Below are 23863 nucleotides of genomic sequence, written 5' to 3' on the forward strand. Positions count from 1 at the left end.
AAAAACTGGGCTTTATGTCACCCCATGAAGCCCGTCACGCAGCCACCATGAAAGAGGCCGCCTGAGTTGCAAACCCGCGTCCAGACAATCCGAGCCGGTACACGGGCAGACTACAAGGGCTATCTGCTTAGCGGGCTGCACCACTCGCCAAACGCTCAAGGCGCTAAACATTAAGCCCCGTGTTGCACTTCAGTTTGAAACCGCCCTGCCATTTATTCGACTTTTAAAAGCATCGCGTCATAATGGCAAAAGGAAAATGCAAAGCGACCAATCCGCGCGGCGCCGAATCCCTCCAAATGGGCGGAGGTCACTCCCTGCTAATCGAGGCTATTTCATTTCAGGCAAAGCTCTATCGTTCTAATCGTGCATCGACCTTTTTTCGAGCGCCTGCCTTACGCGGTCGACCGCGTTATTCGGGCGTGGATGTCGCCCTAAACGCCTCCGCGCATCGTTCATCGCATCGCGCGGCATCACTACCTTCTGCGAAGAAGCCGTTTGATTGACGCGAAGTCTTTTCTAACACGGTCCCACGCTTTATTGGCAACGCTCGACTCGCGCAAGCAGCGAGAGTCCAAACGCGATGAAGCATCGACCGACTGCCGTGCAGCAGCCCGGCCACGCTTTGCTTTGATTAACCAAGGAGACTTGCTATGTCGAAGTATCTGCTCTTTATTGCCGCCTTCGTGGCCGTGCTTTCCGTAAGCGCAGCGCAAGCTCAGGATAGTGCTGCACCTTCCGCTGACGCGTCCGGCTATGGAGGCGCCGTCGGGAAATCCGCATCTGGTTCGAATGCGAAAGCGACCGGTACTCAGCAAATCGCTTGCGTCGGCCCGGTGTCGTTCTGCGACATTTATAGAGGTGGTCAGTAATCCGTTTGAGCTTTGAACCCGGCGGTTTTCGTCAGGCTAACGGGTCAAACCGGCGTGAGACCGCAGGGGGTCGAAGATGGCGAAACGCCTGTTGAACCGAACGACGTCGCGACACCAACTGAGAAGTTCTCTAAAGCTATTCGCGCGCTTGCGTCCGGCGCGATTAAACCCGGCAAGCTCATCGATGCTCCGCGTTAGACGCTTACAGGTCGCCGTCCTCAGCGACGACGAAGCCAACGGCGCGGGAACGGGGCGCTCATGGACGATTTGGACCACTGTGTGGGAAGGTCCTTGAAAGACCAACGAAGGAAGTAAGAAGGGAACAACGTTCCAAGGAAGGAAAAAAATGGACCTTGAAAAAGAAATGTTGCGGCTACGCGCGGCCACCGATGATTGGGCGAAAGCCCTGCTAGTCCGACGCCAAGAAAGACTCATACAGGAGCTCGAAAGGGGCGGCCCATGTACTCCTGCGGCGCTCGCACTGCTGACCACGCTGCACGACGCTCACACAGCCATGCAGGACTATCGGAGGCATCTACTCGAAGCCACTGAGCGAATTGTCAGCCGTTAAGGGTTTATGCTGATTCTGTCTCGTGCATGTCTCCATTGATATGGATTTCGGCCCGGCATGAGCGGGCTTTTTTCTTCCGAAGCACGGTTGACCGTCGGAAACACCCCGCTTCGGCCGTCCAAATCGCGAAACGCTGCCGACAACTCTTGCCGCGCTAAGTTCGTGTGAGCGGCAATCGGCCGTATCCGCCTGGACGTCTATTCTCATTACGGAACAAACCGTCCCAATCATACTGAAAAACGCGAAATTCTGCCCTGACGGCCGGCATAATATCAGGTATTAAGTAAGTGTCCAACGATGAGGTCTAGCGCCCGCCATGAGTCAACCAACGATAAAGAGAGACCCCGAGGGCACTCGCCGACGCATTCTTGAGGCTGCCACGGAACAGTTCACAAGCCTCGGCCTCGCTGGCGCGCGAGTTGACGCGATAGCGTCTGCCGCTGGCACCAATGAGCGAATGCTCTACTACTACTTCACGAGCAAAGAGGGGCTCTACGTCGCGGTGCTCGAGGCGCTGTATGTCGAGTTTGCGAATTGCGAAAGCAATCTCGACCTGTCAGGATTGAAGCCGTCGGACGCAATCCGCTCGCTCGCCGAATCCATTTGGACGCACCTTCAGGAAAATCCTCGTTGGCTGAGCCTAATCAACAACGAGAATCTTCACGAGGGTCGATATCTCCAACAGTCGGCCAAAATTCGCGAGACCCTCTCTCCAGTCGTTGAGCTTATTCGCACAACGCTTGGGCGCGGCGCTGTGGCTGGGGAATTTCGCGCGGACGTTGATGCATTAGATTTCTATGTGACGCTGGTGGGGATGGGCTATTACGTCGTTTCCAACCGCTTCACATTGAAAATGTTCACTGGACGAAATTATTTTGAGCGTCCCGCTCGGACGGCAATCTCGAACATGCACGTGGACATGCTGCTCTCTTATCTGCGTCCGACGTCATCGGCGCCGGCTTCGTCCTGAAGGGCGAGAAGACAACGCGGTCTCCCTCACGGCGAGCGTGTCCGGTTGCCCACTCGAGCGGACCTGCAATGTCTGGGCGGCAGGCCGACCAACTGCTCTGCTTCGCTGGCTCGTGCGCTTCCAGCGTCTGGACATGAATAACCTCAAATCAGAGCCAGGAACGGCGACGACTGTGGTTGACTGACAGGGCGATGATTGCAATGCTCACTGTTGTCATGGCGGTGCGTTTGGGTCGATAGCGGCGAACTATAATGACCGACAAAGCTGCGTGCAGCGGATGAACCAACGGTGCTCCGGCGTTGCCGGGTCACCTGGAGTCGAAGTTCCTCCTCCTGAGATAAAGGTCCGCGTGCGACGGCTGCCTTGAGCAGCCGTTAGTCATTACGGCGCCTGCGTTGTAGCGGCTTTCGTTTCCATGTTGCCTGCGTTTTTTGAAAACGGTCCCTACTGACAGATGTCTCGTTCCTCATCCCTCGCTGACGTTGTCACTCTCGCCGAGGTCCGGTCGCTGACGGACCTGAAGACCTTCTCCCGCGGCAAAGCCTATTTCGACGACGGCGCGGTATCGCGTCTTGAAGAGCACGATGGTGTGCTTCGTGCCAATGTGCGCGGCACACATCCGTACAGGGTTGAACTTGGCGTAGGCGACGACGGCGAACTGACGTACGAATGTGACTGCCCGGTCGGCGAGGAGGGTATCTTCTGCAAACATGCCGTCGCGGTCGCGCTGTCCTGGCTGGAGAATACCGGCGAGGAGGTCGTTTGTGCCGACGAGACCGAACCGGCGAAGCCTCGCAGAAAGCGCAAGACTGACGAGGAGCTGATTAGCGAGTACGTCGCGACTCTCGACGACGACACCGTTCGCAACCTGTTGCTCGAAGTGGTTGAGCGCGATATGACGCTGCGCGACAAGCTGCTGTTCGCGGCGCGTTCGGCGAATGCCAGCGACCTCCCGAGCATGAAAACCGCGGTTCGTCAGGCAACGTGCATTTCGAGGCCGCTCGACTGGCGGGAAGCCGGCGCGTACGGCGATGGCCTGATGTCGCTGGCGGACATGCTGCGAGAGCGGCTTGCTGGTCCCCACGCCGCTCAAGTGGTCGACCTTGCGGAGCTCGCCATCGCTGGCGCAGAAAAAAGCCTCGAGCAGATTGATGATTCCGGCGGCGACGTCATGCCGGCAATCAAGGAGCTAGCCGCTTTGCATCTCGCAGCATGCCAGCAGACGAGACCAGACCCCGTTAAGCTGGCCGAGCGTCTGTTCCGTTACCAGACGGAAGGAGTATGGGACACGTTCTATGATGTGTTGCCAGCTTATGCGGAACCGCTCGGCGACGGCGGACTGCGCCGGTATCGCAAACTCGTTGGGAACGGATGGGACGCGTTACTGCCACTCGCCCCGAGCAATGAATTCCGCAGGTCGTTCGACCCGCTGCGGATGCGGCTGGAGCGGGCAATGGAGGGGCTTGCGGAGCTTGATGACGATGTCGATGCACTGATTCGCATTCGCTCCAAGGACCTATCGAGTCCATACCGCTTTTTGCTGGTCGCAGAGCTTTGTGCCACGCACGGACGTTACGACGAAGGTCTGGCATGGGCCGAACGTGGTCTCACGGAATCCGGAAAGAACGTGGACCAGCGTCTGCTTGACTTTTGCATTCTGGAATATCTTCGCCGTGGCGAGTTCGAAAAGGCCGACGCGTTCGCCTGGCAGCGCTTCGAGATGCGCCCGGTCGCTGAAGCGGTCACGGCGCTGATGGACGTCGCCACGGCAACTGGTCGGTACGATACGACGCATGAGCGCGCACTCGACCATCTGTGGAAGCTTGTCCTCACTGAGGAGGCGGCGACCAAAGCGGAGCGCCGCCATTGGCAAGCACCAATCCGCACCGAACTGGTCAAAATCTTTCTCTCCGAAGGTGAAAGCGAGACCGCATGGCAAACGTTCTGTGGAGGTCCCGTAGCGATAAACATGTGGCCAACAATGGCGTCCGTCCGGGGGAAGACACATCCGCACGACGCCATTGCGCTGTATCACCGCCTGCTGCCAACCGCGGCTGAGAGCGGAACCAGAAAAGCCCGATATGATGAGGCGTTCGGCATCGTTCGAACTATTGGGCAGCTGCGGGCGAGCCTGAACGAGCACGTTGAGTTCGCCCGCGAATTGGAGAACATCCGCGAGACCTATCGTGCGAAACGCAACTTTATGAAACTGCTCGCGAAATTGGGATAGCATCCATTTGCCCAGAACGGCATAGCAATGCACGGTGCTGACCAGGACGGTCACGCGCATGCTGGGTCGGTTCTTGGCTCTACGGCGCGACATGTTAGTACCGATGCCATCGCCCAAGCTGCAACCCGGCTGCCGAGTCAGCACGCCGCGGGGGTTTTTCATTTCGTGGGCAAAAGCGACCGGCCCTGTTCGAGACGCGCGTGCGACGTGACAAACTCGTTACGGCCCAGCCACGCAAGTGCGGCTTGCGCAGTACGCGCGAATAACTCGTCGTTCGACGTTACGGCTGCATCTAAACCAGGGCCAGGCCTCTCGTACCGCCGAAAGCGGCAAGCAATTGAATGGAATGCCGGTCTCGGGGGTCCGGGCTTCGCGGCGGCCTCAATCTGAAATGCAACACCTGCTTCGTATAAGGTGTTGCAACGCACGAAAGAACTCAGTATCAACAACTTCAACCCGAAGGGCGGCTTCAAAAGCGAAGTGCAACATGTATCTCGTATAAGGTGCCGCGATGTCCGAGAAAACTTCGTACGAGCAGCTTCGACCTGAAGAGCGCCTGAGCATCGCAAGTCTGTATGAACAGGACGAAGGTCTTGGGGGATAGCCCAGATTCTCGGGCGGTCACCTCCACCGTCAGTCGCGAATTGACGCGGAACAGGCGCGTCAATGATGCGCGTAGAGTGGAAGGAATGGGTCTTTGGCGCGGGGAGAACCCTCGCTCGTGGGCCGGTCGATACCAACAGGGAGCGCTGCCGGACATTTCGGAATGTCCGTGCGCGCGGCCGCTAAAGCGAGCATCTTTGAAACGTCATCGGCGGCACGCACGCGCGCTGTCAGATTGAGCAAGCCGTTCAGCCCGAGCAGCTTGTCGGCGGTCTTCAGAATTGACGTGTGGTCGTAAAGCGTATGGTCGATAGTGCCGGCCGAGACGTAGGGCGAAATCACCAGGGTTGGAACCCGCACGCCGAAGCGGTCAAAGGCAAAGTTGTGCGTGTTTAGCTTCCGATTTTCGACCGCGCCGGGCGGGACCGCAGGCGGAGGCCGCACATGGTCGAAAAAGCCTCCGTGCTCGTCGAATGTGATAACGAACAGACTGCTGGGCCAGAGCTTTGAACTGCTGATGGCGTCATAAAGCGTTTTCAGAAGCGCTTCGCCCGCCCGGACGTCGCCTGCCGGATGCATCGAATTGCCGTTGCGGAAGTCGTTCTTCGCGTCGTACGTCGGTTCGATAAATACGAACCTCGCGGTCAACGAGCCATCGCCGAGTTGGGACAGAAGGGCATCCATCCCAACAAAGCGGCTGAGTTGATTCTGCATGCCGTAGATGGCCCGGCTTTGTGCGACGTCGCCCTGCACAATGAGCCAATCTGTGGGGCGCATTTTCGAGAATAGGGTACCGTTGGGGAAGGTGAAAATGGGCGCGTTGAGAACGACCGCCTCGAGCACCTGCGCATCACTCGGCGAATGGTCAAGTCCAGAAGACGTCCCGGCGAGTGCAAAAAACCGATTCGGCCAAGTGGGGCCGGGTATCGACGCATACCAGTTGTCGCAAACGCCGAACTCGCGGGCAAGAAAATTCAAGACGGGCAGTTGGTCGGGCGTGAAGGCACTGAAGACATCGGCGACGGTGTCGCCATGGTCTTCGTACGTGGCGGCGAAGCCGGTGGTTGAGGGGTCCACGGCCAGCGGGGGGTAGCCGGTGGCGTCGAGTACCAGAGTGTCGTTCCGGACGGTGTCAGCATTTGCGATGGCGAGGCCACACAATTGCACGCCCGTGTCGGAAAACTCGTGACCCGGGTCAAAGCCCAGCGCGTAGGGCGAGCCGTGGCCCAACTGATAAGAGGCACCAGCTCGGCCGAAATTGATAATTGCCTCCGCGGGCAGCCCGTTGGCGCTTGTCGCACCGCCGCCGGGCAACGTGCCAGTGAAATTCGACAGACCAAAGATGGTGTCGTAGGAACGGTTCTCGAGCATGAGAACGAAGACGTGCTGAATTTGCGACATCGCGGCCCCTTGAAAAAGGCTAGCGTGCAGGGATGTGATACCCCAGCCACGCCTCGGCCAAGCTATCCGTCTCGATAATAGTCCGACGCCTCAGACGGCACAATATTTTGGACTCTTCCAAATTTTCCGCGGCACTCCGTCGTGGTCGCGTGGGTCGGTCCACAAGACTGCGCGAGCCAATCCAACTTCCCGGGACTTTTAGCGCAGCCTGCGGTCGTCGTATGTTAACGACGCGCGCAGGCCGAGTCCCTCACCCTGAGGGTTGGCTCGCTGAGGCGAGCGTAGCGGCGAACCCCTCGAACGGAGAACGAAACGCGTGCGTCGCACGAGGGCTGTTCTTTAGGCTATCGACAAGAGCGTCGACCTTGCGTGGAATAGTCATTGGAGCATGCGTCTGACAGAACACGACCTGAAGCTAGTCTTAGAGGACTTCAGACTTCAGAAAGCGTAGCCAGCCTGATTCGCGATAATCCACTTGCAATGCTACTGCTGGGCATAGAGCGTCGAACGGCTCGTGTAGAGTCTGCACCGATGATGCCAATGGCGCGCGCCGCGGACAGGTCTCTCGCGTGCATGGCAGCAAAGCCTCTTATACCGAATAGTGTGACAAAATGATTCGCCAACAGACTTGTCAGAATCAGCTACCAATAATGCGACGACAGCTGGCCACTTAGGCCCGCTTGGTGCTCCAAATACCGGACTCACTCCCTGCTGCTTCGAAATGGTGTCCCGTCACATCCCGCACCTCGTTAGTTGGTGGCCGAGGTCTAGACAGGAGCTGGAAGCCCAGTGTTGCAGTTGCAGGTCTGGTAACTGGCTAGTAGATTACTCCCAAAACTAGCGGGGTTGTTCACAGTTCAGCGCGGCTCCGAGTAACATGACAAGAAGAAGCGATAAGCAACGGAACGGTCCGGGCCGACAATGCTCAAACGGGCAAGCCCAACTCGCAACGACGTCACAACGCTATCAACGCTCTACAAGGTTCCGAGCGCCGGGGCGAATCATCGGGCAAAGCGGCGCAACGTCAGGTGCGCCTCATGGCGGCGGTGCTGAAGAACGATGCCAGGGTGATAAGCACGGCGGTCCACCGGGGGGCGAATATTTTAGGTGCGCATCATCGTTTCACCCTGGCATCTCCGGCAGCCTTGAGGAACGGCGAAGCGCGGCAGCCGTCACGCATTGGTGTCAGTTAGGCAGCAAAAGCCTCATCGCTCATACGAGGCTTTTGCTTCTACGACAGGCCAACCGGCCTGCCACCCGCTTAACGTTCACTTCTTCGCGCTGGAGGCTTTACCGTTGGCGACCAGTTCTGCCGCAGCGTCCTTCGCGGCAGACGACGCCGCGTTAACGTTGCTTTCAGCGGCCAGAATTGCGTCTTTCGCAGCCTTCTTGGCCGCCGCGGCGATACTTCGTTTTGCTGGGCGGTACCTTGGGATTTCTCGGCGCGAATCTGTGGGTTGGCGAGAGCCTTTACGTTTCCACCGCGTTCACTGGCGCTGACATGCTGGAGGTGGTCGTTGCCCTTCTGCTTGTTCCCGGAGTCGTTAGGGCCGCAGAACTGGTTCAGCCACGACAGGGCATTAGGTTCGTTGCCGCTGCCATATTGCTCGCACCGGCTCTTTCCGGCCTCGTGGCCATGTCTTTGTTGAACGGCTGGTTCAGCAATCACCCCTTCCTCGCTCGGAAACTGGGTCATTTCCGACGCACTGGGGATGGCAATATTCGCGCCCTCGGCCCTCGTTTTTTTCTCGGGTGAGCTTCGCGAGTTATGGCGGTCTGATAGGCGTAACAGGACGCTTGCACTTCTGGCTCTCCTCGCTCTGGTCGCAGCGCTCGTCTTCGGTCAAGCGCGTTATCCGTTGATGTACTGAAATTTGCCACCCGTAGCGTTACTTGCTTTCGAGGCTGACCTCTCAGGAGTATTGGCGGGCGGTCGTTGTGCATTGCTATCGCGATAGCGCTCACGCTGCACGGGACCGGCCCATTGTGGCTGTCTCCCTACACGACCACCCACGACCGGATACTCGCCCTGCAACTGTTTGTCCTAGCCGCCCTTGGTATTGCATTTCCAATCAATGCGTTGCAGGCACAGCGCGACCGGCTGCTGAACTTGCTGCGAGAGGGTGAGCACCGGTACCGCACGTTGGCGGAAAACTCCGACGACGTCGTGATGCAACTCTCGTTGGATGGCGTGATGAAATACATCTCGTCACGCGCGAAACTGATGCTTGGCTACGGGTCCGATGAACTTCTCGGTCGTTCGGTCGGTGAGTTCGTCCATCCGGATGACCGGGTCAAAGTCGAAGATGCTGTTGATGTTGCAGCGCGCGAACAAAGCGATGCCGCAGTGAATTTTCGCATGCGTCGAAACGATGGCGCGTACGTCTGGGTTCAAGGCTTCTTGTCTGCGCTTTTCGATATCTCTGGAAATGCCTTTTCGGCGCTCGTGTTCACGATACGCGACGTCCACGCGAGAACACTCGACGACCAGCGCCGGGACGCCGAGCAACTCGAACTAGCGCGCCTTGCCTACAATGATGGACTCTCCGGCCTATACAACCGCCGTCATTTCGATATCGAACTTGAACGCCGCATGTCGCCATCTGCGTTTTCGGAATCGACGACGGTGGTCCTTTTGTTGGTGGACACCGACAACTTCAAGGCCTACAACGATTGCTACGGCCACCAAGCGGGGGATGCCTGTTTGCAACGAGTGGCGAACACCTTGGTGACCGCTGTCCGCAGCAATGATGTCGCAGCACGGTGCACGTCGGGAGGAATCAATGCCGCCATTGAATCGAGGTATCCGAAATACGGTGTACGTGACCCTGCTTCGAAGGTCGGACCACGGATGGTGGCCTCGTAGGTTTTCTCGCCCTCTCATCGAAGAACAATCGACGAGCGGAGCGCGCATTTCGTTGCCGCGCGTTGTTGGTTAGGCGCATCTCGATATCGGGCGCTGACGCTGGAGCAGCCTCGTGCGCATATAGGTGCGACGCTCATCGGCTTCAACGCGGCTTCTTTTTTGTGGTTGCGACGATTGGTCGACGAAGCCTGCAATCAAGGGACATCAAATGTGACGGTCACGTGTCGTATCGATTCTCGAAAACGCCTATTGTGTAAAGGAATTCGCTTGCTAAAAATGCTTAAATGTACAGCGGACCGCTGTCGTGTTCTACAACTATGTCTTCTTTGAAGAGAGTCAGGCAAATGGCAACCGGCACTGTGAAGTGGTTTAACGATGCGAAGGGTTTTGGATTCATCACGCCGGACGATGGTGGTGAGGACCTGTTTGCGCATTTCTCAGAGATTCAAGCGAAGGGCTTTAAGTCCTTGCAGGAAAACCAGAAAGTAAGTTTCGAGGTCAAGCAGGGCCCGAAGGGCAAACAGGCTGCAAACATCCAGCCGCTATAACGGCATAGCTTCTCACTGTGCAAGTCTAGGATGCTTGGCCGTGGCGGGGCATTCTCTTTCCTGTAATCGAAGCAGGAAAGAGGTCGATATGTGACGTCCGTTCAAGTTGTCGGTGGCCGCAAATCTGCGTGCCCGGCCGTATCGCTTTTTGCTAGTTTTTCCTCTCAAGAATAAAGACTTTTAGGACCGCCTACCGACTATGCTGGCGTGGTATGAGGCCGTCCGCCCCGAGAGCAACTTTAAGGTCTGGAAAGGGCGGCTTCAACGCGAAATTCCGTGGCAGCCGAGACGAGCGAATCCCGCGCGCGGCGGGGGTCTTCGCATTACGTTGTGCTTCGGTTCCCGTTCGCATTCGGTTGAACGTCGCATTGAACGAACTGGTGCGCTAGATATCCGCGCGCAGCGCTCGTTGCCACGCGTGCGTCACATTTTGGTTTCGGCGTGGTCTTGAGAGCAACCGAGGGTCAGCGGGCAGCCACCGTAAACGCAGTGTGCGACATCGAACGGAACGCGAAGGAGGACGGCGGTAAAAGGTTTGAATCGCTTGTTCACTCTCCTCAATCGCGAGTGTGGCTGGGCGGTGGTCGTTTGGACTACCGCTCTCAAACTGAGCCAAAGAGCGCGGTAGTGCAACTCGCTGGACACCTCGCCGTGGAACGTGCGAACGTGGCGGACACGTATTGACAACTCCCGAGACCGAATGCCAGCTGCCGTTTGCATAGCGCCCGAGTGGGGAGGGGACGATGCTTAGCGTGACGATTTCTGCGAGTAAGTCGTTTGGTGGCGTCGTATTGCATGCGGAGTTTCAGCGCGATACCGGACGCCTTCGCATCTTGGAGGGGGAGGTCGTAATCGTCGAACGGTGGCCGCCCCACTCCTGGTTCGCCATCGCGTCGATTGCTGGCGATAGCACATCAGGTCCGCGTCCAAGCCAGAAGGACCTTAGTCTTCTGTTAGACGACTATAAGTCCCGACAAGCCGGTGCCGGCATCTCGGGGTACGGCCCGTGGTGATGTGAACAACGAGGGCCGTCGCATGAGCAAGCAATTTCTAAACGTTTCCCCAACATCGAACAGCCGGTAAGCGGTAAGACACATTGGTTGCAACTCGCGGCCGTGGTGCCCACACTTGTCTGCGTATTGATGTGGCTCCGTTCATCCGGTCATAAACCTTGTCCTTGCGAATCCGTTGCAGTTGTTGGGAGGCCTTTTGATGAACGTTCTTCTGGTAGACGATTACCGTCTCACGACCGACCTGCTTGCCGACGTCGCCTGCTCAATGGGTCATTCCGTGACAACAGCCTATTCGGGCGCAGAAGCACTGGCGGCGGCAAACGGTGAATGGACGTTTGATTTGATTCTGCTGGACATTGCATTGCCGGACATTAACGGTCACGAGTTGTGTGTGCGGCTGCGCGCATCTGAAAAGTACGCCTCGCGGCGCATTGTCTCCCTGAGCGCCGATGCCGAACTCTGCGAGCGCTTCAACATGTCATGCTTTGATGACTCTCTTCTGAAGCCGCTCTCGCTTAGTGAGTTTGAGTGCGTGCTTTCAAAGCCAATTGAACCTTAGCTGCTGGTCCGACAATCGTACGCCCTTGGTCCGGCAAGACGCTATGGATGCATCTGCTGCGTGAAGCGTCAGTGGGTACTGTTTATTGGCGCCACCATAATATTGACCGCCATGCCGAAAATCGGCTGACCTGCCAGATTGGGCCGCGAGTTGTTGCAGGAGCTTGTCGAGCTTCTCGTCGTCCGCGCTCAGACGGCCCTTGAGGCTTCCGATTCGCCCCAGAAGCCGTGCCCGTTATCGTGCTGCACCCTTCAGTCCCGCGCACATTAGCGCTTTTAGCTCGTGCTAGCAACGCAGCACGGGCAGTTCCCGCAAGACGGAACCCGCCTCAAACGGGCACGCCCACATCTACAAGTTTCCGACCACTTGGGCGCGAAGCATCGCGTAAAGCGGCGCCACGTCAAGTGTGCCTCATGGCGACGGTAATGAGGAACGATGCCAGGCTGGTAAGCAGGGCGGTCCACCGAAGCCCGAATTCGTGCCCATCACTGCTCCACCCGAGTATCGCGGGCGGACGCAAGGAGCGGCGATGGGCGGCAGCCGTCACGCATCGGTGTCAGCAAGGCCGAAAAGGCATCATCGGCGTTGCGACACTTTTGCTTCTGCCGCAGGCCAACCGGCCTGCCAGGGGTTAACGTTCGCTTCTTCGCGCTCGAGGCTTTACCATTGGCGACCAGCTCTTCCGTAGCGGACGACGCCGCAACAACGTTGCTTTCGGCCGCGACAATTACGTCTTTCGGAGCCTTCTTGGCCGCGTCGTATGCCGCGCTCGCCGACTCGCTCGCCACACCAATCGCCGACTTCCATGCGGATACGACTGCTTCGCTTCCTGCCGGCGCAGTCTTCGCGACGCTGTCGATTAACGACGCGGTGTCATGCTGAGACTGTTGGAACCAAGCTTCGGCAGCTGCGAGGAACTCGCGTGCGTGCCTGACACGATTTTGTAAAAGTGACGCCAGTATGCTTGCACTTTTTCCGCAGCGACCGGGAGTTGAGTCGCAGGCAAGGCAAGCACGGCCTGAGGCTCGTTCGCCATAGTTGCTTTGGCAATCAGTTCCTCATTTTCCGCAGGTGAAGTCCTGACCGTTTGAAAATTTAACTCAACCAACTTGTCGAAATCTTTGAAAGCCTCTGCGGCGAGTAGAATGCCTTATCGAACATGGCTTTTTTGAGCACCGGTATTCGCTCCAAATCAAACGGTCCATCGCGGAAGGGTAGTGCAATAACTTAGACGAAAGGACAGCGTGGAGTGCACGGTGCTGCGCTGCGGCTAAAATAATTCTAGCGGCCGCCGTTCAAATGTCAACCTTATCTTCTCCCGACTTGATGGCGGTCAAGCAATCGGCTTGAAACCTGCGCCAGTACTGGTTTTTCGCTGCTTGACGACCCAACGACTGTTCTTCACGCGATTGTAACGACATACACACACGATATTTTAATATGCGCATTGCTCATAAATGACGGATGTCCGTCAATGCTAATTTTAGCTGTCCATCATATTATTTCGCGCAGGCACCCCATGGTATGAAACGCTTGATTTTTTTCTGCTTGACAGAAATTATACAAGCGTTGAGCATAAATCTGCTTCCGTCGTTGGGGAGATATCTTTGATGCATCGGTTCTTGCTGATTTCGTTGGTCGGCGGCTGCGTTAAAAATACTGTCGCGCTCCTGGTCGACCGCAAAAATCTTGAAGGAGACGTATCCGATGAGTGGACGTACTCAGATGTTCGCGTGTCTTGAGCGATGTGCTGAGGACAGCACGCTCCGGCGCGCGATAGCAGCGCGTTTGGACCGAGCTTTGCGGCGAGCCGGCGTCACCTCCGCGAGAGCCGCGACGTGGCTAGCCGTCAGTGCGGAAGAGGTGCAATTCTGGCGGCGCGGAATTTCCGTGCCGCCGGTCCCAGCGGTCACTCGGCTAGCCGCAATTTTGGGACTCGATATTCATTGGCTCTGTACGGGCCAAAGCCCATTGCATCTCGCATCATGAAAGCGAGCGAACGCACACGGATAGCGGAAGAGGTGCGCTGCCGGCAGAAATACGAGGTCGAACTCGCCCAGGGCGCGTCGCACATCGCGAGCATGCTTTACTCGGACACGCTCAAGGCTGCAGTCACGGAAACTGCCAGCGCATTCGCAGACCTGCACGGTCGACAGGACTTGCGATTGTTCCTCTCCGCGCTGGCTTCCCAATTGGAGCAACGCGGGCGGTACGACGCCGTACCGGTGCTTCAGGATGTCGCAAAGCGCTGTGACCGATTCGACGAATACCTCGCAACACTCGGAGCCCGGCCGAGTAGGCCGACTTCCGCGCACTGAGCCTCGCTGAGACGCACGGGCGAGACTCGTGTACGGCGAACAAGAGGGTTTGCGAGCCCGTGGGAGACGTTGGTGGCTTGGTCGGCAGCAATAGAGCCGCGCGACCGGCGGCTCAGCGTGCTAAAACACCGCGAACCAACTTATGAATCTCCTACGCCTTCGGGGAGTCGACAACAGCAGTTGCGAAGCCGACATTCCGAGGCAGGTAACCAGCGAGTTCGGCTTGTCGCGTTGTTTCCGCGATTTCTTCAATTCAGAGTCAAAGACAGAGAGGACGGCATGGCAAAGCGAATTGCATACGTAACTGGCGGCATGGGCGGTATTGGAACGGCGATTTGCCAGCGCCTTTACAAGGACGGTCTGACAGTCGTGGCGGGATGTGGGCCGAACTCGCCGCGGCGGGAAAAATGGCTGGCCGACCAGGCTGCACTTGGCTTCTCCTTTATAGCTTCGGGGGGCAACGTCGGCAATTGGGAGTCGACCGTTGCCGCGTTCGACAAGGTAAAGAAAGACGTCGGCGAGATTGACGTACTGGTGAACAATGCGGGCATCACACGCGACGGAGTCTTTCGCAAGATGACGCTCGACAACTGGAATGCGGTCATCGATACGAACTTGAACAGTCTCTTCAACGTCACCAAGCAGGTAGTCGATGGGATGACATTAAGAGGCTGGGGCCGAATCGTCAACATCTCGTCCGTGAACGGACAGAAGGGCCAGTTCGGTCAGACCAACTACTCCACCGCCAAAGCCGGTATTCACGGCTTTACGATGTCGCTCGCGCAAGAAGTGGCGGCAAAGGGCGTCACGGTCAACACCGTCTCCCCGGGATACATCGGTACTGACATGGTTCGCGCTGTGAAACCAGAGGTGCTTGAGGCAATCGTTGCGAGCATTCCCGTGAAACGCCTCGGCGAACCTTCGGAAATCGCGTCGATTGTGTCGTGGATTGCCGGCGACGAAGCCGCCTTCGCGACCGGTGCTGACTTCTCCCTCAATGGTGGCTTGCACATGGGATAGCGAGGACCGCTTCTTCAAACGTCAGAAGAACGGTGCCGGGCCGGGACCGTGCTTCATCTGACAGGACGATTGCGATGTTCGCTGTTGTCATGGCGCTGCAGTCCGATTGCGCTCAATCCTTCGCGGCAGTAGGGTATGAGCATAAGCGATGCGCAGCCCTCCGCGTGCTTCCGCATTGACAATGCGCTGGCAACGCTTAATGGATATGTCGAAAGTTCTTTTCAGACAGCAGCGCTTGGCTAGATGCGCTTGTTGGCCGGCGCCGGACTTCGCAGTGTGGAACCACTGGAGGAATCCATGACGCCCGACTCCATTGCCGCTTTGCTTATCAACCTTCAGGTTGGCGAAGCGCTCATTTTGCCTTCCGAAACAAAGTTGAAGTACGTTGAAAGCGCCATCGAGACTGCGCGCGCACATACAACGTTAAAGCGGTACATCCTCGGGCAGCATATGTGCCCCCAAGCCGGTATGCAGTTTCATCGAGTGGTGTGTTGCAGTGCTGAGACCACTACCACAAAGCCGGCCGATTCGAGCAGCGAATCGCTCCCTGATGAAAAGGCGTCGGCCCCAACTGAGAGCGACGCGGCTTGAGCCGAGGCAATAGCGCTCGATTCAGAATGGTTCGTTGCCGGAGACGACTAACTTGATAAAGAACGGGCTATCAAGTCGAGTAAGAGAGGTAGGTCGAACGGCTTGCGCAAGAATGGACCGACCGCCAGTTCGTCTGGCGGCGCTGCTGCCGAGATAAATACAAATGGCACCGTGGTCAATCTTGGAATCGCCGCGAAGCAACGATACAGTTGGGTGCCGTCCATGACGGGCATGACCCAGTCCGATATCACTAGGTCGGGTGGCCCCGCAAGTCCTAGTTCCATCCCCTCAAAACCATTTCGAGCTTTTACGACGCGATAACCCTGCGCGGTAAGAAGCAAGTCAAGAACATAAAGGGTGTCCGGCTCGTCGTCCACCAATAAAATGGTACTCATGGCAAGCGCATCACTCTGTTTTCGTTGTCGGAGCCTAGGTGCCCGGTCGGCGGAGTTCCTATCACTCATGTGCATGCATACTACAAGAACGAGCGGAATGTTTATCGGCTAAATCCTGTCTATGTTCGCCATCAGTGGATTGAATAAGAACGAGTTGCGTTCACGATTTAAGTCTGTCCGCCGCTCGGACTGCCTCGAAGGGCGCCCCAAAAGATTGAGCAGCGAAAAGCCTCAGAAAGGCTCCGATGTTCTCGATTTCGGCCCTTCGCCATGATTCGATGCGTTCACATCCGGCAGGTAGTTCTTCCGGCTCATCGTACGGACGGTATGCATTACAGCTGAGCGGCGTCGACGAACTCACTTGAGTTCCGAACCGTCGATTTGCGCTCGTTACCTTCGATAGCTTGATGTGCGGCCGCCGCACGCAAGGGACGGACCTCGGCGTGGCGCTGCCTGACCTTGACCATTCAAATGCATCAACGACCGATTTGGCCATGAAATCGAGGTCAGCGTGCTACTGCATTTCGCTGCGCACTATGCCGCCTCGATTCGGAGCTAGGATAAACCGTGCGTTACCTTCTGATAAATAGCCATGATGTTCTCGGAATCAGGTAGTTTCGCTCCGCTCGTACGCCTCCTGTAGATTGGAACATGAAAAGGCTCTTTGCGTTAGCGAAGAGCCCTTACACTGTCCGTTAGTGCTACCTTCCCTCGGAGAAGTGTCCTTTGTTGGACTTCGCGCGATGGACAGTCAGAGCCCGATGCCGGCTGAGGATTTCCGACTCCTCTTCGAAGCGACACCCAGCGCGCTGCTGATTTTGCGGCCCGACGGCGTCTTCACTATTGCCGCTGCAAGTGACGCGTATCTCAAAGAGACGCTTACGGTCCGGGAAGAAATCACTGTGCGCGCCGAGGACGGGTTAGGCATCGGGCTTGCGTTGGTAAAAAGCCTGGTCGAGCAAAATCAGGGAACGGTCAGCGCATCGAGCAAAGGGACTGGGCGGGGTAGTGAGTTCACCGTCCGGCTCCCTCGTGTAGAGGGTCCGCCTGCAGATGCGACCGTAAGCGAAGAGAATCCTGTGCGCGTGGAATCAAAGAGCCTGCGCATTCTCGTGGTCGAAGATAACGTCGATGTAGCCGAGTCGTTAGGCATGGTTCTGGAGATTCTCGGAAACGTGGTCGCGGTGGAGCATGAGGCTCAAAGCGCTATCAAACGGGCTCAGCAAGAGCCATTTGACGTCTACATATTGGATATCGGGCTACCCGGGATGAACGGGTATGAACTGGCTCATGAGCTTCGAGCTTTGCCAGGGTGCGAACGCGCCGTTTTTGTTGCGCACACGGGATATGGGCAGGAGGAGGACAAGAGGATGTCGGCCGAAGCCGGGTTTGCCCATCACCTCGTCAAGCCGGTCGCAATTCAGGAATTACAGCAGGTGCTTTCCGATATCGCCGGCTAACTGAGCTTCAATTCTCGGCCGAACATACTGAGTCGGGACGAGCCCAAACCTCGCGATGCAATTGCGAGCCTAAGGGCGCAGTTCTACGATGCTCGCTTTTAGCCGCATCTGTTGGCGTTCGAGTTCCTGCTTTGCAGCGCTCGTGTCCACACGCGATACATAAGCGTGTATCAAGGCAAAACGAGCCTCAAGAAACGACCTAATGAGTGGGTCTTTGCCCGACGCGCCCAATAAGGGTGCAACGTGGCCGAAAAGCCAAAGCTCAGACGGCCGCACAGGTGGCATGTTTCTGTCGGCGACGTAAGAGATGAAGTCGCCAAGAGTGTGGTCCGCAAGGATGGCTCTACCAACGCCCGTATCAGACCCTTCGTGTGGCCTGACCAGCGTCTTGCCTGTTACTTGGATTTTCTCAGCGACCGACGGATACTCTGCGCAGATTGACGCCGGCACAATGACCTGCATCAGCTTTCTGTCGGCGTGGAAGTCGTCATGGAGGGCGAGAGCCCTGAAAAGCCACTCACCGAGTTCGCTGTCGGTCGGCTTCTCTCGAAGGTAGCCGAACGCGATGAGGTTGGTAGCCTCGACCTCCGCCAGAAGGACCCGCCAAATGAGCGGCGCGTGAACCATTGGTCGATAAGCGACGCGGTCATCTTCTAAGCTGATGTGCTGGGTCGTGTTTAGCAGCAGTCGCAGTCTAGGCTGAGCGTAAGTGGCGTGATTCGTGTCGACCATTGTTGCTCCTTGTTTGCTGGTCCTGCGATAACGCTTGATTTACCGCAACGCGCATCGCGCGCTTGCTTTGATAGAGGATAGAAGAAGTTATCCATAGTGAACAGCCTGCTTAAGGGCGGCTCGTCGGCGGGTGAGCTAGAAAAAACGGTCGTACGAAGCTATGGCTAGCAGGTCAAGATTTTCCCGGTACGGCGTACTTTCGTCGAAGTCACAACTTCGAGCAGACGATTAAAAAGCTATGGTTCTCGATTTTCAGAGGGCAAGGGCAGTCTGGCGCGCATGCGCTCACGTCGGCGCGTGATTCCGACGTGGCTGCGCTGTACGTAATGGACGCCGCCGGACGCCTTCTTGGAACGCTCAAGCGTTGTCGCGTCCGATTAGGTCACTCGTGCTTAGCGGCGGTCGCAAACTCTCGACGTGCGTTGCGGGTCTCGGCTCGCGTTTCGAACGGGGCCTATCTGGGGTGAAACCGGAAATTGGAACAGGAGTAGCCCATCTGTCTCGAATACCGCTTTGGATGAATTGAACAGACTGAGATTGGTTTGCGAGCATATTTGATTCGCGCTAGCCGAAGAAGACCGCTAAATATCGCATCTGCAAGGGAGCGCCCAAAAACGAGCGATTGTATTTGTCGACGACCAAGGCCATGGCCTGCCTGTACAAACGACCGTTCGAACCATTCGCCTTAGTTCCAGTCGTGTGGTTGGGCCTGTGATGCTTGCATGCCCCGTAGCTCTCTGATTTCAACGGTCGAATGTTAGCGAGCTTGCTTCGATATTAAAGACCGCACGCGGCTCTTAACAAACGCTATGCTAAGAGCGCGGAGAGTTTGCAAACCTTAGGACCATAGAATGCTTCATACACTGCTGACAGGCCGATATTTCTTCTTGGGCTAGGCACAGGTTCAGACACATGGGAACGGTCATCGACCTCGCCACCGGGGAATATCGTTTACCGACGCGCAGACAGGTCCGGTTGGCAGGTCTATTCCGAAAGCGCGTCGCATTCTTTCGCGAGGCCGCAGCCACTTTCGGAGAAGGCCCGACCGCGTTTACTTCCGACGCCCAAATCATTGATATTTATCAAAAGGTCACTCGAGATTTTAGCGAGGCCTGTCGACTGGCTGGAAAGACTCCGCCCAACCGCTGGATTATGAATTTCATCGTGCTCAAGTTCCTTGAGGTGGGCGAGGTGGTCGGCGCGGAAATCCTAGGAGCGTTACTTGAGTGTGAAATCAGATGGTACTTGCAGTGCGGCTTGCGCAAGATTTACGACTACGAGTTGCGTCCGTGAGTTCAGGCAGGTGGCCCATAACACTAAGTGACCGTATGAATGCAACGGTTGGTCCGCCGGGTGAGTCGGTTTCGGATACAGGCGGCCGTCATCTTGCCATTCGTTTGGCGAGTGATACCGCATGCTGTACGAAACGAACCGGTAATGAGCAGCGATGGCCTTACGCTGTGCGCTCCACGCTCGAGTTTCGCTCCGGGCTCCAACTGACGGCCCATGCACGCGCAACTGACTCTCTCAAAAGAGGCGCTCACTATCATCATGCCGTGCGAACAACTGAGAGGGGCTCGCACGCCCCCTCCGTAGGCTCTCAGGATATTTCGAATTGACTGTTTCAGGCGGGTGCATCGGCGCCTTATATACTTCGACGCGGCTCCGGCCTGTCCGCTTTGCCAGATAGAGCCGCTTGTCGGCCCGAGAAAGCACTTCTTCTCGTTTTTCGCGCCGGTCTGGCGTCGGCGACCCCCGTGGAGAACGACACTGTAATCATTGGAAAAGTACCGTCAACCACGGGCACGGGCGGAATGCCATTGAGAATTGCTTCCAAAACACTCTTCGACTCATCGGAGCGAAATTCCCGGCCGAAGCTGAGTCTAATGCCCGAGCGGGCAGCACGACCTGCGCATCCCGGAAATGGCGCGGTAGGCTGCAGTGCGGAGCACATGTTCCCGGCTTGCCCAACCTAGCTCTCGTTTCAGAGAAGCTTCGCCGCAGACTTGATGCGTTGCCTTTGCTCTTTCTTCAGCCAACGAAGGGCTGCGTCTGCATTGACGCCTTCGGGCAACGACGCACGATGCGCGGTTAGGAGGTCGCGACTCGCAACTACATCGTTGAGCGCGCCGAATTGCTTCTGCAATCGCTTAAGGTCCTTGAGTCCTTTCCGCTGCTTCTTCTGGAGTAACGGTTCGAAGAACTCAATCAGGTAGCGCACTTTTTTTCCTGCTTTGCGAACGTCGTGATATGAGTTGTAGTCTGAACTACCAGCTTTTGAGGCGTGATACATACGCTTTCTAAGTTGCTTCTGCGCCGCCCCGGCTCGCTTCTGCGCGAACTTGGTCAGCGGAGTGCGCACCGGCGACGTGTTGAGCTCGCGATTGGCCTCGTGGACTGCATCGCGTAGCGTTTTGCCCAACTTCAAGTGCAGAAGCACATTGCTGCTCTTTTCCGCTGTCTCATCCCGCTGTTTCTTGAGGGCATTCAAAAGTCCTTCGTCGCTGTTTCCTTCGACGAGACCAATCAAAATGTCCCAATCTCTCGTGTTTCCTGCTGCATTGGCGAGGGACTTGAACAGCGCGCGTTGTTGACTGTCGAATTCCTCGTCAAGGATTGGGCGGTAGGCCCACAACAATGTCCGTAGTCGCCGCAACGCCACGCGAAGCCTATGCAGTTTTTCGGCATCCGCCGTGTCTTTCAAAGCCGCAGCTTCTGCGATGGCTTCGTTGACCAACGGGTCGGCGAATGTTGCGAAGTTGGTTTCCGCCCGTTGTTCGCGGTCGACCGCTTCGTTGGTGTCATCAGTCTTCACGTTTTAGTCCCTCGTGACTTCGGTAGTGCTCTAAAGGCGGGCAAGAACCGTTCCTCGTCTCCACGGCGTGCATGTGGCGCGGCGATTGCGTGCGGTCGATTTCCTGAGACGACATATCGACCTGCGACAGTCAACAGTCGAAGGGTTCGCACAGATGCTGGCGGACGGTTTCGGTGTCCCGGTTGCCCGAAGCAACGGTGTTGCCGGGCTTCGCCACAACGACGGATTCACGCAATCATGACTAGACGATTTGAGCTGTTGATTTCGGAGGAAGACCTCGGACTCGTCGACAGAGTCGGCGACGCGACTTTCAGCGTGACGTCGAGCATCAGCCTGGACGGCGCTCGCATTAGTGTATTGGAGACAATGGAGGAGGGCTTGGCCGCACAATGGGCCCACATACTCGACGGTCGCAACAAGGCGTACGTTGCGCGTGTGCTGGAAGGGACGGACGTGGTTTCTGAACGCTGCGTGCGCAACCCAAAGTGGCGACAAGAATAGTCGAATTTTCCCGCTCGTGCCCCGTCCTGTTGACTTCCTCATTGACGGTACAACGTATCCCGTGTGGCGCCTGTTGGAAACGGTATTCTATAAATCTGCGGCCGCATGCGAGAAGCTTGAGCGAGTGACCAGAGCCAGCAAGTGCTGCTCGCTGTCGGTCTCAATCGCCCCGGAATTGTTCGCGCAATCGCGAAGGCGAAAATTGCATCCGACTGGCCGTTTCATTTTATAGATGAGGCTACCGGGGATTCTGGGAAGTGGGTGGGCGCCTGCGTGCGAGCGCCGTGAAGCGGCGATTTTGCCCAAACGCGACTAGACTATGATAGTCATTCGGGGCCAAGGAATATCGGCGTCGCGGACCGTATTAAGGAGACACTTCATGGTAATGTTGGATGTCTATAGTCGGACCCACGAGCTCGATGAACGGTCAATTGACGCTATAGCGGTTCGGCTAGAAGCCAGGTCTAGCAGCGTGAGGTATATGAGCATGCTGCACGAGTACCTGGACCTCATCGATTTCGGGGGCGCAGAGCAGGTCTTGGCTCTTGGGTGTGGCACTGGAGTGGAAGTGCGTGAGGTTGTGAAGCGTCAAAATTTCCACGGAAAAGTGACCGCCATTGATATTAGCGCTGAGCTTATCAGTAGGGCAAAGGCTCTTGCCGCATCAGAGGGTCTCGGAGAGCGCATCGAGTGGCTGGTGGAGGATGCGCAAAACTTGAATTTGACTACAGGCGTCTTCGACGTTGTCATTGCCCATACGTTGGTCAGCCACGTACCTCAGCCTAAGAAAGTACTAGAGCAGGCGGCGCGAGTGGTAAGGCCTGGCGGCACCGTCGTCATATTTGATGGGGACTACGCCACGCTGACATTCGGACCAGACCGTGAAATGGATGACAGAATAATCACTGCGTTAATCGCGAACCCGCGCGTTATGCGAGCCATGCCCCAACTTCTTCGTGACGTTGGGCTCGAACTAGCTGATAGCCGGGGTTGGGCTCTCACCGAGATTGGACGTGCCGACTTCTTCCTCGCGGCGCTGCAGTCGTTCTCCATCCTTTTGCCAAAGACCGGTGTAGCAACGCCTGATGAGGTTCAGGCGTTTGTGGCAAGCCAACGAGAGGCTTGTGAAAAAAACACCTTCTTCGCCGGGTACAACTTCTACGTGATGATTGCAAGGCGCCCTCTCTAGGAGAGCCTCCCGGGCGCCTTTCATCAAGGCACAGCTTGGGCAAGACCACATCCGTCACTTTGAATGGTCAAGGGCGTTATCGACCGCGTAAGGCCGGTTGAATGGGCGATTGGCGAGCCCGAGCGGTAGTGCTGGCCGGTAGTCCGCAGAAGACTCGTGGGCCGAACGAGGTCCCTGCAAGTCTGTGGCTCGCGGGGCGCTTTGGGAGAGAATTGCAGGACTTCATCAACAAGTTAGTGAAGGGCTGGGTCGCATGCGGCCCCTCCTATTGAACGTCCAGCTTAAAACGTTCTAAGGGCCTTGAGTTCATGACGTTCACACAGGTCGCGCTGTCCGGCAAGCCGGAGGCCTCATTCAGAGCGAGGAGCGCTGACGAAAATGATGTACGTGAGGTTTGGATGGATTCGATGGCTCCTAGCGCTGATATTTGGCGTTGTTGCCGGCTCCTGCGCGGCCGAGCCGCTAGTTCTCGAGATGAATTTCGATATCAAAAACGGGCTGCCCGGCCTTCCGAACGAATACACGAAGTTGCTTTTTTCTGATGGCAGCAATCGCTATGTCGCGCTTGTCCGCAGGTCTGGAACAGTAGCGGGTCCGGGGCTGTTTGCCGGGGCCACAGTCCAGGACTGGGGTCTTCATGTGGTAACAACGAAACCCGAGGTATCGGGCAAGGGAAGCGGATATCTTGAAATCGCGACAGCCAAGTCCGATGTTGTTTATCTGAGAACTGAGCTGCGTTCCATGATGTTTCCCGAGATTGACGGCAAGAGTGATTCGGTTTTCGTGGGAACGTGGGAGGTCGTTGGCGCGGCGGGGCGGTTCTCAGGACTGGAAGGCGCAGGCACCTTGCAGGTGAAGTCCGTGTCCGAATTCGAACGACAATGGATTCTAACAGGCAACGTAAATCGCTTGCCACGTTAAGGGGCGGCGATGCCTGCAAACAGGGTCGCTGTACGAAACCGTACGCAAGAGACGTTAGGCTGAGACGATGCGCTTTACGTAAGAACCGGCACGAATTGAGGCTGGCAGTACTAAACAGCCGAACGCCGATGGGCGGCCCACGGACTGACGGAGACGTGCAGACGTGCGGAACTGAACGCAACTTTCCTCCGTCGTGGGCTCGAGCAAGCCGGGGTGGGTATTCCGGGGCATCGTGACCGACGATTCCGGACGAACGTGACCGGCCATTCCGGTTCATCGTGACCGCCCTTT

General features: G+C 56.9%; 20 protein-coding genes and 1 pseudogene. 13 read left to right on the top strand and 8 right to left on the bottom strand.

Annotated features, from left to right (window positions below; translation table 11 throughout):
* Positions 1-650: 650 nt before the first annotated feature.
* The 3 genes from AWB68_RS32895 (at position 651) to AWB68_RS32910 (ending at position 4640) form a co-directional block, all read left to right on the top strand.
* Positions 651-869 carry a hypothetical protein gene (locus AWB68_RS32895; protein WP_087648481.1) on the top strand — a complete coding sequence of 73 codons (219 nt, stop codon included), beginning with the start codon at positions 651-653 and terminating at the stop codon, positions 867-869.
* A gap of 887 nt (positions 870-1756) precedes the next feature.
* Complete coding sequence (locus AWB68_RS32905) at positions 1757-2410, top strand: TetR/AcrR family transcriptional regulator (RefSeq protein ID WP_087648483.1); 654 nt, start codon at positions 1757-1759, stop codon at positions 2408-2410.
* 454 nt (positions 2411-2864) lie between these two features.
* Positions 2865-4640: an SWIM zinc finger family protein gene (locus AWB68_RS32910; protein ID WP_087648484.1), complete on the top strand. Its 1776-nt coding sequence runs from the start codon at positions 2865-2867 to the stop codon at positions 4638-4640.
* 663 nt (positions 4641-5303) lie between these two features.
* On the opposite strand, the gene AWB68_RS32915 is transcribed toward AWB68_RS32910, so the two are convergent.
* The 3 genes and pseudogenes from AWB68_RS32915 to AWB68_RS47115 form a co-directional block, all read right to left on the bottom strand.
* A complete protein-coding gene (locus AWB68_RS32915) occupies positions 5304-6644 on the bottom strand; it encodes an alkaline phosphatase family protein (RefSeq protein WP_087648485.1) in 1341 nt (446 codons plus the stop codon).
* Between the two features lie 250 nt (positions 6645-6894).
* A pseudogene (locus tag AWB68_RS51905) lies at positions 6895-7011 on the bottom strand (IS30 family transposase); the annotation flags it as partial.
* A gap of 894 nt (positions 7012-7905) precedes the next feature.
* Positions 7906-8340 carry a hypothetical protein gene (locus AWB68_RS47115; RefSeq protein WP_125483116.1) on the bottom strand — a complete coding sequence of 145 codons (435 nt, stop codon included), beginning with the start codon at positions 8338-8340 and terminating at the stop codon, positions 7906-7908.
* Between the two features lie 240 nt (positions 8341-8580).
* Here AWB68_RS47115 and AWB68_RS32925 point away from each other — a divergent pair, with 240 nt between their 5' ends.
* The 3 genes from AWB68_RS32925 (at position 8581) to AWB68_RS32940 (ending at position 11630) form a co-directional block, all read left to right on the top strand.
* Positions 8581-9510, top strand: coding sequence for a diguanylate cyclase domain-containing protein (locus AWB68_RS32925; protein ID WP_087648487.1), 930 nt, complete (start codon positions 8581-8583; stop codon positions 9508-9510).
* Positions 9511-9854: 344 nt separating this feature from the next.
* The gene (locus AWB68_RS32930) at positions 9855-10058 is read left to right on the top strand and encodes a cold-shock protein (protein ID WP_087648488.1); all 204 of its coding nucleotides are present in this window, start codon (positions 9855-9857) and stop codon (positions 10056-10058) included.
* Between the two features lie 1212 nt (positions 10059-11270).
* A complete protein-coding gene (locus tag AWB68_RS32940; protein ID WP_125483117.1) occupies positions 11271-11630 on the top strand; it encodes a response regulator in 360 nt (119 codons plus the stop codon).
* 485 nt (positions 11631-12115) lie between these two features.
* On the opposite strand, the gene AWB68_RS32945 is transcribed toward AWB68_RS32940, so the two are convergent.
* A complete protein-coding gene (locus tag AWB68_RS32945; protein WP_087648491.1) occupies positions 12116-12418 on the bottom strand; it encodes a hypothetical protein in 303 nt (100 codons plus the stop codon).
* A gap of 71 nt (positions 12419-12489) precedes the next feature.
* The gene (phaP, locus tag AWB68_RS51595; RefSeq protein WP_087648492.1) at positions 12490-12777 is read right to left on the bottom strand and encodes a TIGR01841 family phasin; all 288 of its coding nucleotides are present in this window, start codon (positions 12775-12777) and stop codon (positions 12490-12492) included.
* Positions 12778-13615: 838 nt separating this feature from the next.
* Between phaP and AWB68_RS32960 the strand changes: the two genes are divergently transcribed.
* The 3 genes from AWB68_RS32960 to AWB68_RS32970 all read left to right on the top strand — a co-directional run bounded on the left by AWB68_RS32960 (position 13616) and on the right by AWB68_RS32970 (position 15559).
* Positions 13616-13948, top strand: coding sequence for a hypothetical protein (locus tag AWB68_RS32960; RefSeq protein ID WP_200828865.1), 333 nt, complete (start codon positions 13616-13618; stop codon positions 13946-13948).
* Between the two features lie 279 nt (positions 13949-14227).
* A complete protein-coding gene (locus tag AWB68_RS32965; RefSeq protein WP_087648493.1) occupies positions 14228-14968 on the top strand; it encodes a 3-ketoacyl-ACP reductase in 741 nt (246 codons plus the stop codon).
* A 297-nt stretch (positions 14969-15265) separates the two neighbouring features.
* A complete protein-coding gene (locus AWB68_RS32970) occupies positions 15266-15559 on the top strand; it encodes a hypothetical protein (RefSeq protein WP_087648494.1) in 294 nt (97 codons plus the stop codon).
* Positions 15560-15606: 47 nt separating this feature from the next.
* Here the strand turns inward: AWB68_RS32970 and AWB68_RS32975 are convergent, their stop codons facing one another.
* The gene (locus AWB68_RS32975; protein WP_160110111.1) at positions 15607-15954 is read right to left on the bottom strand and encodes a response regulator; all 348 of its coding nucleotides are present in this window, start codon (positions 15952-15954) and stop codon (positions 15607-15609) included.
* 743 nt (positions 15955-16697) lie between these two features.
* Here AWB68_RS32975 and AWB68_RS32980 point away from each other — a divergent pair.
* Positions 16698-17414: an ATP-binding response regulator gene (locus AWB68_RS32980; RefSeq protein ID WP_087648496.1), complete on the top strand. Its 717-nt coding sequence runs from the start codon at positions 16698-16700 to the stop codon at positions 17412-17414.
* Between the two features lie 69 nt (positions 17415-17483).
* On the opposite strand, the gene AWB68_RS32985 is transcribed toward AWB68_RS32980, so the two are convergent.
* Positions 17484-18146, bottom strand: coding sequence for a hypothetical protein (locus AWB68_RS32985; RefSeq protein ID WP_087648497.1), 663 nt, complete (start codon positions 18144-18146; stop codon positions 17484-17486).
* A gap of 912 nt (positions 18147-19058) precedes the next feature.
* On the opposite strand from AWB68_RS32985, the gene AWB68_RS32990 reads away from it, so the two are divergent.
* The gene (locus AWB68_RS32990; protein ID WP_087648498.1) at positions 19059-19439 is read left to right on the top strand and encodes a hypothetical protein; all 381 of its coding nucleotides are present in this window, start codon (positions 19059-19061) and stop codon (positions 19437-19439) included.
* Between the two features lie 691 nt (positions 19440-20130).
* Here AWB68_RS32990 and AWB68_RS32995 read toward each other — a convergent pair.
* Positions 20131-20961: a CHAD domain-containing protein gene (locus AWB68_RS32995; protein ID WP_087648499.1), complete on the bottom strand. Its 831-nt coding sequence runs from the start codon at positions 20959-20961 to the stop codon at positions 20131-20133.
* A gap of 886 nt (positions 20962-21847) precedes the next feature.
* Here AWB68_RS32995 and AWB68_RS33005 point away from each other — a divergent pair.
* Together AWB68_RS33005 and AWB68_RS33010 are read left to right on the top strand one after the other, a co-directional pair.
* Positions 21848-22651, top strand: coding sequence for a methyltransferase domain-containing protein (locus AWB68_RS33005; RefSeq protein ID WP_268810955.1), 804 nt, complete (start codon positions 21848-21850; stop codon positions 22649-22651).
* 474 nt (positions 22652-23125) lie between these two features.
* Positions 23126-23572: a hypothetical protein gene (locus AWB68_RS33010; protein WP_125483118.1), complete on the top strand. Its 447-nt coding sequence runs from the start codon at positions 23126-23128 to the stop codon at positions 23570-23572.
* Positions 23573-23863: the final 291 nt, after the last annotated feature.

Source organism: Caballeronia choica (genome assembly GCF_001544535.1).
GTDB classification, from domain to species: domain Bacteria; phylum Pseudomonadota; class Gammaproteobacteria; order Burkholderiales; family Burkholderiaceae; genus Caballeronia; species Caballeronia choica.

Bases quoted from the DNA above. Each gene is read 5' to 3' on its own strand.
- AWB68_RS32895 (WP_087648481.1), top strand. From the start codon at position 651: ATGTCGAAGTATCTGCTCTTTATTGCCGCCTTCGTGGCCGTGCTTTCC.
- AWB68_RS32905 (WP_087648483.1), top strand. From the start codon at position 1,757: ATGAGTCAACCAACGATAAAGAGAGACCCCGAGGGCACTCGCCGACGC.
- AWB68_RS32910 (WP_087648484.1), top strand. From the start codon at position 2,865: ATGTCTCGTTCCTCATCCCTCGCTGACGTTGTCACTCTCGCCGAGGTC.
- AWB68_RS32915 (WP_087648485.1), bottom strand. From the start codon at position 6,644: ATGTCGCAAATTCAGCACGTCTTCGTTCTCATGCTCGAGAACCGTTCC.
- AWB68_RS47115 (WP_125483116.1), bottom strand. From the start codon at position 8,340: ATGACCCAGTTTCCGAGCGAGGAAGGGGTGATTGCTGAACCAGCCGTT.
- AWB68_RS32930 (WP_087648488.1), top strand. From the start codon at position 9,855: ATGGCAACCGGCACTGTGAAGTGGTTTAACGATGCGAAGGGTTTTGGA.
- AWB68_RS32940 (WP_125483117.1), top strand. From the start codon at position 11,271: ATGAACGTTCTTCTGGTAGACGATTACCGTCTCACGACCGACCTGCTT.
- AWB68_RS32960 (WP_200828865.1), top strand. From the start codon at position 13,616: ATGAAAGCGAGCGAACGCACACGGATAGCGGAAGAGGTGCGCTGCCGG.
- AWB68_RS32965 (WP_087648493.1), top strand. From the start codon at position 14,228: ATGGCAAAGCGAATTGCATACGTAACTGGCGGCATGGGCGGTATTGGA.
- AWB68_RS32970 (WP_087648494.1), top strand. From the start codon at position 15,266: ATGACGCCCGACTCCATTGCCGCTTTGCTTATCAACCTTCAGGTTGGC.
- AWB68_RS32975 (WP_160110111.1), bottom strand. From the start codon at position 15,954: ATGAGTACCATTTTATTGGTGGACGACGAGCCGGACACCCTTTATGTT.
- AWB68_RS32980 (WP_087648496.1), top strand. From the start codon at position 16,698: ATGGACAGTCAGAGCCCGATGCCGGCTGAGGATTTCCGACTCCTCTTC.
- AWB68_RS32985 (WP_087648497.1), bottom strand. From the start codon at position 18,146: ATGGTCGACACGAATCACGCCACTTACGCTCAGCCTAGACTGCGACTG.
- AWB68_RS32990 (WP_087648498.1), top strand. From the start codon at position 19,059: ATGGGAACGGTCATCGACCTCGCCACCGGGGAATATCGTTTACCGACG.
- AWB68_RS33005 (WP_268810955.1), top strand. From the start codon at position 21,848: ATGTTGGATGTCTATAGTCGGACCCACGAGCTCGATGAACGGTCAATT.
- AWB68_RS33010 (WP_125483118.1), top strand. From the start codon at position 23,126: ATGAATTTCGATATCAAAAACGGGCTGCCCGGCCTTCCGAACGAATAC.